General features: G+C 57.4%; 13 protein-coding genes. 7 read left to right on the top strand and 6 right to left on the bottom strand.

Features of this window, described 5'->3' with window-relative positions; genetic code table 11:
- A partial coding sequence (locus AC2VNK_RS00570) for a Tn3 family transposase (protein WP_486882433.1) occupies window positions 1-374 on the top strand: 374 nt, incomplete at its 5' end.
- A gap of 150 nt (window positions 375-524) precedes the next feature.
- Here AC2VNK_RS00570 and AC2VNK_RS00565 read toward each other — a convergent pair.
- From AC2VNK_RS00565 to AC2VNK_RS00540, 6 genes are all read right to left on the bottom strand, one after another.
- Complete coding sequence (locus AC2VNK_RS00565) at window positions 525-770, bottom strand: hypothetical protein (RefSeq protein WP_486882432.1); 246 nt, start codon at window positions 768-770, stop codon at window positions 525-527.
- A 23-nt stretch (window positions 771-793) separates the two neighbouring features.
- A complete protein-coding gene (locus AC2VNK_RS00560; protein WP_486882431.1) occupies window positions 794-1192 on the bottom strand; it encodes a plasmid mobilization protein in 399 nt (132 codons plus the stop codon).
- A 1229-nt stretch (window positions 1193-2421) separates the two neighbouring features.
- Window positions 2422-3384: a replication protein RepA gene (locus tag AC2VNK_RS00555; RefSeq protein WP_486882430.1), complete on the bottom strand. Its 963-nt coding sequence runs from the start codon at window positions 3382-3384 to the stop codon at window positions 2422-2424.
- Window positions 3381-3506, bottom strand: a complete 126-nt coding sequence (locus AC2VNK_RS00550; RefSeq protein ID WP_486882429.1) for a hypothetical protein — start codon at window positions 3504-3506, stop codon at window positions 3381-3383. The genes AC2VNK_RS00555 and AC2VNK_RS00550 overlap by 4 nt, the downstream gene beginning before the upstream one ends.
- Window positions 3503-3781: a ribbon-helix-helix domain-containing protein gene (locus AC2VNK_RS00545; RefSeq protein WP_486882428.1), complete on the bottom strand. Its 279-nt coding sequence runs from the start codon at window positions 3779-3781 to the stop codon at window positions 3503-3505. Before AC2VNK_RS00545 ends, AC2VNK_RS00550 begins: the two co-directional genes overlap by 4 nt.
- Before the next feature lie 19 nt (window positions 3782-3800).
- Window positions 3801-4436 carry a nucleotide-binding protein gene (locus AC2VNK_RS00540; protein ID WP_486882427.1) on the bottom strand — a complete coding sequence of 212 codons (636 nt, stop codon included), beginning with the start codon at window positions 4434-4436 and terminating at the stop codon, window positions 3801-3803.
- Window positions 4437-4569: 133 nt separating this feature from the next.
- Here AC2VNK_RS00540 and AC2VNK_RS00535 point away from each other — a divergent pair, with 133 nt between their 5' ends.
- The 6 genes from AC2VNK_RS00535 (at window position 4570) to AC2VNK_RS00510 (ending at window position 8446) form a co-directional block, all read left to right on the top strand.
- Window positions 4570-5004, top strand: a complete 435-nt coding sequence (locus tag AC2VNK_RS00535; protein ID WP_486882426.1) for a toxin-antitoxin system TumE family protein — start codon at window positions 4570-4572, stop codon at window positions 5002-5004.
- Window position 5005: 1 nt separating this feature from the next.
- On the top strand, window positions 5006-5386 hold the full coding sequence (locus AC2VNK_RS00530) for an HVO_A0114 family putative DNA-binding protein (protein ID WP_486882425.1): 381 nt from the start codon (window positions 5006-5008) through the stop codon (window positions 5384-5386).
- A gap of 271 nt (window positions 5387-5657) precedes the next feature.
- Window positions 5658-6248, top strand: a complete 591-nt coding sequence (locus AC2VNK_RS00525) for a hypothetical protein (protein ID WP_486882424.1) — start codon at window positions 5658-5660, stop codon at window positions 6246-6248.
- Window positions 6249-6382: 134 nt separating this feature from the next.
- Window positions 6383-6583, top strand: coding sequence for a hypothetical protein (locus AC2VNK_RS00520; RefSeq protein WP_486882423.1), 201 nt, complete (start codon window positions 6383-6385; stop codon window positions 6581-6583).
- A 25-nt stretch (window positions 6584-6608) separates the two neighbouring features.
- Window positions 6609-7007, top strand: a complete 399-nt coding sequence (locus AC2VNK_RS00515) for a hypothetical protein (RefSeq protein ID WP_486882422.1) — start codon at window positions 6609-6611, stop codon at window positions 7005-7007.
- 8 nt (window positions 7008-7015) lie between these two features.
- Window positions 7016-8446, top strand: coding sequence for a hypothetical protein (locus AC2VNK_RS00510; protein ID WP_486882421.1), 1431 nt, complete (start codon window positions 7016-7018; stop codon window positions 8444-8446).
- Window positions 8447-9316: the final 870 nt, after the last annotated feature.

Here is a 9316-nt window from a genome sequence, read left to right as displayed (position 1 = left end):
TGGGCAAGGCGATCAAGACTATCTTCCTGTGCCGCTACCTGCACGACGAGGCGTTGCGCCGGGAAATCAACGAAGGGCTGAACGTAGTCGAGCAGTGGAACGGCGCGACCGACTTCGTGTTCTTCGCCCGCCGGGGCGAGATGGCGAGCAACCGCCGCGAGGATCACGAGGTCAGCATGCTCGCGCTGCACTTGATCCAGAACTGTATGGTCTACATCAACACGCTGATGATCCAGAAGGTGCTGGCACAGCCGCATTGGCAGGGCAGGTTCACACCACGCGACTATGCCGCCCTGACGCCGCTGATCTGGGAACACGTCAACCCGTATGGTCGGTTCGATCTCGATATGAACACCCGGCTCGACCTGCCGTGATCGAGATGGCGGCTGGTGACACGACTGCTTGGTCTACCCCTACAGAGCGAGCAACGAACGAGCAATGAGCGATCAACGAGCGCGCAACGAACGAGCAACACACGAAAACTTCGCATGATTCTCGGTGCGCAATCGCCCGCTTGGCTCGCGCTACTGGTTTTCTTTCTTGCGCAAGAAAAGCGGGATGTCGGCCTCTTGGCGGTGGAACTCGGCGGTGCGGCGCTCGCGTTCCTCGGGGCTCAGACGCTCCCACTCGGCGCGGGCCTGCCGGTTGGATGCTTCGAGTTCGGCCAGCGTGGCGCGTAGCGCCTCGTTGGCGGCCTCTTGGCCACCTGCGGAGTAGGACCACGACAGCAGATCGCGTGTGCCGTCTGGATTCCTGCGGATGCGTGTCATGGCTTCTTCCTCCGATGGCTTGGCTAACTTTCATCGCGCATGGGCACAAGCCGTTTTGTCAGCGCGTGTATTTCAGCCGTGATGGCGTCCGTGCGCGCCATCAAGCGGCTGATGTAGCCGCGCACCTTGGCCTCGCCGTGCGCGCGTAGGCGGGCATCGTCGGTGAGCCACATCTTGAGCAGTCCGCCATAGCGCCGCAAGTCTGCACCTTCGCGCAGAAGCTGCAAATACACCTCGTGATCCACGATGGTTACGGGCGTGAATCCCATGCCGAGTCGGCGTAAATAAGCTGACGTGCTCAATCCCGTGGTTTTTGCCAAGGTTTCAATCTGCGCGGCTTCTTCGGGATTCACGGCCACAGCGAGACGTTTGCATTCGCGCCGGGGTTTTGACTTGGGCTTATCGTTCGGTTTGGGTTGCATGGTTTGGGTCTGCTCTTTGGAAGCGGTAGCGGCCTGGTTGGTCTCGATTGTCCCCGTCGAGCGCCACCGGCGCGAGTGAGGGCTGCGGCGTGTAGCAGCGGGCTTGCCCGTTGCTACACGCCGCCCATCTTGCCCTCATTTCGCCACGTGCATACTGAACAATTTGCGACGAACTTGCGACTAATGACGTAGCAACAAAGTGACCAATGAGCGATCAACGAGCGACCAATGAACGACCAACACTGAACAATTTCGCATGACAAAAAAGATAACCAACATTCTCGGTTCGCAAGCATCCGATAATGAAATTCGATAAGGAATCAACCGTTATGGCAATCTCAAGAATGCACGCAAAATCCACACCGCAAAAGCAGCCTATCGGCCAAGTACGCGAGCTGACGAACGAGGAAGCCTCCAGGTTGCCCTTACCTTCGTATTGGATGAAACCGACTTCAAAGCAAGCCTCAGACATGAAGTTATCGGCCATCATGGCCTCAACACTTTTCCGCAAAACGAAAAGCGGGCCATCCTCGACGGATTGACCGGGCAAGCCAGAAGGCAGAGAAGGACAAAGTGCGGGCTGCGCCCGAGCATGGCCTGCGCGCTTAGCGCTTGGCCTGGTGTAGAGGGGGCATGCTGCCCCTTGCCCCCTGCTGGACGAGCTGGTGCATCTGCAAGGGCCAACCCAGCTCCTGTGGACAGACTGCGCCTGCCGCCCACATCGCCTCAAAAAGCCTTTTGAAGGCTTTCCAGACCCAAACCAAGGCCAACCCCTAAACCCAACCCTACAAAGCCCGCCTAGAGGCTCTGCAACGCTTCCGCGATGCCTTCGGCACTCCACCACCTTGCAAAGCCGCTTTGGATTGTCCTTGGCATGAAGCAAAGGTATCGAGAGCGAACCTCAGCTCCGCACGCACCTGGGGGCCTCAAGCCCCAACGGGGCGTGTCCTCCCCGCAAGGCGGGGGCACTTTGACTCTAGCCTTTGCGCAAGTTGTCCACTTTTTGTGGCCGTTCAACTACTAGGAAGATTTCTAAAGGCTTAAAGCTAAAGGATGTCTATACCGTTTCCGCGTACTCCGCCTATACCGTTTCCGCGTGGATAACTTCAATTTCCCCCTGTAGCCCTAGTCGTTTGGGGCCTATACCGTTTCCGCGTGGATAACTTTTCTTGTCCACAGGTCCACCTGTGCGCAAAAGATCGTGTAAAAACAATGGCATAGCTTCGCATCTATGCCGTATCCGCTTCGCTCGCTATGCACATGCTGTCTAAGCCAACGGCCTGCGGAACAATGGCTGGCAAACTGCCCGGCAGGATCGACAATCCGCCTTTGGTATCGCCTAGCCGCAAGGTCATCACGGCGGACACCTTGCGCAGTGCCGCGCGGCACTTCACCCCGAAATTTTGCGCGGCACTCTCCCCTGCATAGTCGGCCCCTAGCTGTTTCATCAATGCCCGCCAAGGGATCACCCGTGCTCGGCCTGTGCGCTGGACTCGGTGTGCTTCGTAGCAACACAGTGCGTACAGATCAAGTGCAAGTGGGCTTCGTTTCAGGGCGCGCAAAGCGCGAATATCAACCGGAACAGGTGCGGCGGTAATGGCCTCGAAAAACTCACGATCTAGCTTTACGGAACTACCCCATAACGCACCCTGTTGTGGCGTCTTTGTATCCCACCAAAGCGTATAAGACCGCGCCACTTGCATAAATTCGGCACTTTCGCCGCGCCTTGTGCCTTCGCCTAATTGCTCAAAAAACGCAATCCTGGTGCTGAAAAACCGGCGCATCTGGATTTCAAGTCGCTGCGGGTCGCCTTTCTTTCCGCCGTGCGTCGGATCTAAGCCAATTTGCCGCATGAATTCCGCGAGGTTATGCCCTAATTCCAAAATCGGGCTTTTGGTTTTCGCAGCCTCGGTCACAAGCCAGAAAACCAGTAGTCTCGGGATTACTCCAAATGGCAAACCTATTGGCTCTCCGTTGCTGTCGAAACCAGTTTGTAGGCTTAGCGTGTAATTACCATTTCTCCGGCTCCACGTATTCGCCTGTGGGTCGCTGTGCGGCAAAGTTGCCTGCACAAATTGCCGCGCAATATAAGCAACGTCCTCAAGGGTCGCCCGTTCTAGCTGGACTTCGACGGCGGCATCTAAAAATTTATGGCCTGCCTTCGTTATGGATTGGTGTTTCCTCGTCGTCATGCCTTGCCATCCGGTTCCATCTCGGTCAGTCGAGCTGTCTCGATGCGCCTATCGGTCACGCGCTCACGCACCGCAGCCCGAATTGCCAAAATCTCGGCCAGTTGGTTGTTGAGCGCGGTCATTCCTGCGCGGCGTAAGGTTGTGGCTTGCCGTACTTCGCCGCTAGGTCGTTGATCGCTTCGCCTAGCAATTCATTCAACCGCTTTCCAGTGTCGGCCTCCAACAGCTTTAACGTGCGGCGAACCGTAGGCGGAAAATGTCCGCCGACCAACACGGTGGCCGGGGCTGTCTTGTCCTTGTTCGAGGCTGGCTCCGCCCTAGTCGCCACACCTGGTTGTGGCTTACCAGCTTGCGCGTGAAGTGCTGCGGAAAGCGTGGTTTTCTTGACTGTGGTCATTCGCAATATTCCTATAGGCCTATAGTTCGATATTAATATAGTCGTAGAGTGCCCGCATTTCAATGGCGGCTTTTCCCCCTGGCTCATATTCGCTGGCCGTCAGCCCTAGATTGCTGGCGTCGCCGTGCGCCGCCCGCTGAAAAACAACCGGCGCGAAAGCGTAGCCCCGGCCTTCTAGTGCCTCTCGTGCGTCCTCGTGTCGCCTCCCCTGGGTCGGTGCGCGTGTCACTACTACGGTGGCAGCTTCGGGGCGCTTCCCGGCCAATCCCAAGATTTCGGCCACGCTCTCCAACGTTTCGATGTCGAACATATGGGGTTGAATGGGCACCAAAACGCGATTCGCCACCTTCACGGCGGCAATGGCCCCTTCGTTGCTCTTACCTGGCGTGTCGATGATGACAAGTTGCACCCCTTGCCCCTCTGCCGCCGCCAGCACTTGCGGCAAGCGCACCGCCTGACAGGACACCACTGCGGGGCTTTCTTTGTCCTCTCGCCTGTCGCCCCACTTCGCGGCGGTCGCCTGTGGATCAAGGTCAATCACGGCAACACGCCGCCCCGCTTTCACGGCCTCCACCGCTAGACCCACGGCCGTAGTCGTCTTACCGCTGCCGCCCTTTTGACCGACAACTGCCCAGATTTGAGCTTTTACTGTCATACGCATCACCCTTAGAATTATAGCCCTATAGGATGCTATGGCTATCGTATAGGACTATAGCATGTGGCAGGATGTTGGCCCGCAAGTTCATTGCTAAGTCTGTTGCTGACTCGCGCATTCCGCCGTCTGAAACTTGCTCAAACAGCCACTGTCATGGCGCTATACTATCCTCATGGGATTTGATGCTCTGCCCGAATATCAATTTGAACTGCTGCTCGGCTACGACGGCAGGCGTCACATCTTGGAGAGTGGGCACTTCCTCAAGTTTGAAGTCAGGCGCATCGAACCGTCTGTCCGCGTGCCGCATGGTTTGGCGTACTCCTTGACCCTGCACGCGCCAGAAGGCCAGCGCCTCGTCGGTTTTGACAATGCGCACCTCGTTTCTCATAGCGGAAGCCGGTTTGTTGCTGCGCCAGTGCAGGCTGACCATTGGCACCGCACCGTGGATGATCCAGGGCGCCCTTATGCCTTTGCCTCGGTCGAGCAGCTTCTGGTGGATTTTTTCGATGAAGTCGAACGCACATTGCGTGACTTGCATGTGCCGTTTGTGGTGATTGGAGAGCAATGACATGACACCGACTAAAGTGCAAACCTTGCAAAACCTCAAGGCCGAAATGCTGTCGGTCGTGCGTGGCGAACGCCCTGCCCCTGCCAACGCGGGCGGTGTTTCCTATGAATCCGCTGGAGCGGTGCTGCGCTTGTTGACGGCGGAGAACCGCGAATTGCTCGCAGCCATCGACCAAATGCACCCTGAGTCTGTTGCTGCGCTGGCCAAGCGGTTGCACCGCGCCGAACCCAACGTCAGCCGCACCTTGGGAAAACTCGAAGCCTGTGGGCTGGTGCGCTTACGTCCGGGCAAAGGCAAAGCAAAAATCCCTGAGGTGCTGGCTCGCAGCATCCGGGTGGACATTGATTTGTTCGCCGCCGATGACCGAATCAGCATGGCCTGATTCGGTCATGACGATGCGCCACTTCGGTCGATGATGAGACAGATTGGCGCAAATTGTCTTATTTTCAGACTGTTGCACTTTGCAGGCGAAGCCACCACTCCGCGATGACTTTTTCTTGCCAAACTGTGGCAACTATGTTGCACTGGGTTTGAACCTCACAAAACCCTGACTTCACCTCGATTACATGAACCGGCACGCACTGCTATGGATTTTGGCCTTGTGTTTGCCAGGTTTCGTGCCAGCCCGCGCTGCATCCCCCTGGAGCGCAGGAGTGGGCCTCAGTACCCTCGGTGCTGGACTGAGCGTCAGTCGCGACATCGTGCCCGGACATCTGCGCATTGAGGCGTCCCTTCAAGCGGCGAATCTGAACCACGGCTATGACAGCGGTGGGGGCCACACGGACGGCGCGGTGCATCTGCGCAGCGCCATGCTGCGGACGAACTATGCGCCGTTTCAGGGCCGCTTTTTTCTCAGCGCCGGGTTGCTCTACAACGCCTCACGCATCAACCTGCAGGCCACCCCATCGGCTGGGGGCTATGTCCTCAACGGCCACACCTACAGCGCGCAGGATGTGAGCAGCCTGAATGGTCAGGCACGCTATGCGCGCTGGGATCCCTATTTGGGGGTGGGCTGGAGAGGGGAGATGCCCTCGGTCGCCACGGGCTGGCACTGGCAGGTGGATCTGGGGGTGTTGGATCAAGGCAGCGCCACGGTGAACCTCCAGGGCGTCACCACGCTTGGCGGTGCCCAGCAGGCGGCGCTACAGAACGACCTGAATGCGCAGCGGCAGGCGCTGGCCACCACGATGAATCATCTGCGCTGGTATCCGGTGCTGGGCCTGACGCTGCAGCACAGCTTCTAACAATTCTCAAGGGGTGGCCTCGTGCGCTTGAACTCTGGAATGACACGCGTGGCCGTCTGGCTGGCGATGGTTGTGGCACCGACGTTGACCCTGGGGGCTTGTGGTGGAGGTGGCTCGGGAAGTGCCACCCTGAGTTGCCCAACCTGCAAGCCAGGAACGACGTCCACCGCGCCTGCGGCCTCATCGCCTGCGAAGCCCGCTTCGACGCCCAAGTCCACCGCCTCGTCGCCCGCCAAGCCTGCCTCAGCCGCCTCGACAGCGGCCAAGGCGCCCTGGCCGATGCCGCCAACGCCACAGCCTGTGCAGGGCGTTCTGACGGGGCAGGCGCTGCGTGACTATGTCCTGAACTCGGCGCGTTACATGATCGCCCATCCCAATTTGCTCGATCAAACCCCGACCATCGCCGGAATCACCAACGCGCATGGCATCCGGGTGGACATCTACAACTGGATTCAAGGACTGCCCATGACCCCCGCCCAGAAGGCGGCCATGGTGCAGTATGCGCATTCGACACAGGATGATTTACTTGTGGATTTAACGAATAAGCAGGCGGTCGCAAACGCAGATGCCGAAGATGGGGATGCAATTAACTGCCTTGGTGATTCGTTGGGTAGCGCATTTAACGGCCACGACTGGAGCGATGCCATTGACTTCATGATCGCCAACACGCCGCTTCGCCAGAAGGCCTATATGGCCTATAACGACGCGCCGACAGGGCCCAGCGGGCTTCCTTCCGGCAACACCTGTAAAGCTTACTGATGCAGAACATGATGAAGCGATGGCCTCGTTTGTTTCTGCTGGTCGCCGTTTGGGCGACATGCCTGGTGCCCGTGACGTCCCATGACATCGCGCTGGCGCAAACTTGCCCGGCACATAAGATTGTCATCCCATTTATCAATGGCGTATTTGTGACAAAAAAGGGGGCTAAATCCGATTTAAAATTATTAAAATCCGCCATATGCAACAACCCATCCGACACCGCCATGTGTCAGAACGGCGATTTCGAGAGGCTCTACAACGAAAGCGGTCTGAACAACTTGCCAGCCGACCAGGGCACTTTGCAAAGTGCCCTGAGCCTAGTCACAGGGGCTTTTCAGGACATCATCGAGACGCTGTGGCAGATCGCGCATCTGAATGCGCGCACCTCGCCGAACTGGTTCGACTACATGCTGTACCTCTTCATGCACCCGGAGTCCGCGAGCGTTATTTATCTCACGGCCTCACAAACCGCCTATGCCGTCGCGCATCCGCCGACGCAAGCGGATTTGTCGTCGATGGAGTCGGCGATGGATGGCTGGAATGCCGCAGGGGATGACATTCTGCTGACGGCGCACTCCCAGGGCAATCTGTTCGCTTACCCACTCTATCAATATTACGTATCCAATAACGCAAAGTCTAATAACAATAACGGCATGGGGGGGTGGTTCATTGCTTCGTACGGTATTGCGCCACCATCGTCGTTGATAGCAGGGCAGTACACGCTCAACAGCGATGACCAAGTGATCAAGCTTGCTTCCGTGGCCGACGCCGTGCTCAATCCTGGAAACCCGCCCCCGATGCCAAATGCTTCGCAGCTTTGCACAGACTACGTTGCACCGACGAGCTTGTCGAATCTTGGCACGGATGCCTCTTGCTTTGCCGACCACGGTTTGAATTACTACCTTGAAAAGCATCTGCGGACAAGCATTACGGATGATTTGGGGGGATTGTATTTGCAGTTACAGAATCACAGATATCCACCGCCTGACTGGAATTATCTTGCTAAGAATTATTCTTATTCACCGAAATTATTATACGCCGAGATGGATATCGGGGCAAGTGTTAGTACAAAGATATGTCCGCGACCGCCATTAGAAAACAGCATATCGGCCGAAGAAAATGATACAATAAACTACGCGAAATGCACTAGCGTGGCATCTGGTTATGATGGATCAAGTCCAAATAGGCCGGCATTTAAATTTATCGGGCCATGGATTGCTGGCATTCTAGACGGATATGAGATGCTTGATCCAATAACGCAAACCATGACCAGTTATTACATTATATATACCGCCGCCGTCAGCGGAGGTATATGGGGTCCTTTCCCCATAGGTGTAGTTGGTTGGTATAGTTGTGGGGGTGGTCATTACTGGATACCATCCGGGCCGGATGGAACCCCTATAGCCAGTGCACCGATGTGCACTCCGGCTTGCAATTAATCCCGATTCTGTGATCCTAATCGCTCAGAATCGATATAACTTGTTCACTTAGTTAAATGACCGTTTTTGAGAACTAAAGCAATCGAGAAGGCAAAGCCCGTGAATCAACGGCTTGGCGCTCTCTCAATCCAGTCTTGATTGCTGGTGTCCGCCTGGTGTAATGCCAGGTGAGTTTCGAGAACACCCAGAGCCCGCCGCGCGCGGGCTTTTTCTTGCCTGCCAAACCGTTTTGAGGGCCGCTGGAGGCTTGGCTGCGCCGTCGAGCGGCGACCGGCGCGTGGTGGTACATGCCCGCAATGTTCTGGAGCCTGCTGGTGGCGACGCGATCGCGCCCGGAAGTTTGGGTGCGATGAGGGTGCGGATGGTGGCGCCGAGGTGGTGGCTTCTGGACAGTTTCCGAGAACTGCGCCCGCCGCGTGCTTCCGTGGCGAGGTGGTGGACAGATGACCGTCAAATTCTGTACAGGATAAGTGTTGTGCATACAGCCGCGGGGCCCTCGCGGGGTGAGGGCGGCGGCTGTATGCACAACATCCTGGTCAGGCTCCGCCCGACACCCCAATTTTCCAGGCAGCGCGGTGCCCTCGCGGGGCCAGTGCGGCACCACCTCACCAGGCGATGCTCCGCGTTGCACTTGTCGCAGCAGCCATTCCCCGTCGAGCGCCACCGGCGCGAGTGAGGGATGCGGCGTGGGGCAGCGGGCTTGCCCGTTGCTACACGCCGCCTGCCTTGCCCTTGTTCAATCGCATCCATCCTGAACAATTTGCCATGAAGTTGCGACTCACTACGTAGCAATTCCGCGTCTACAGGGGGTAGATCAAGCAGTCGTGTCACCAGCCGCCATTTCGATCACGGCAATGGCACCCTGGCGTT

This window comes from Acidithiobacillus sp. TH-A35 (genome assembly GCF_057473505.1).
Note: the sequence above shows the minus strand (reverse complement) of the source record. Positions and strands in the feature narration are given on the sequence as shown.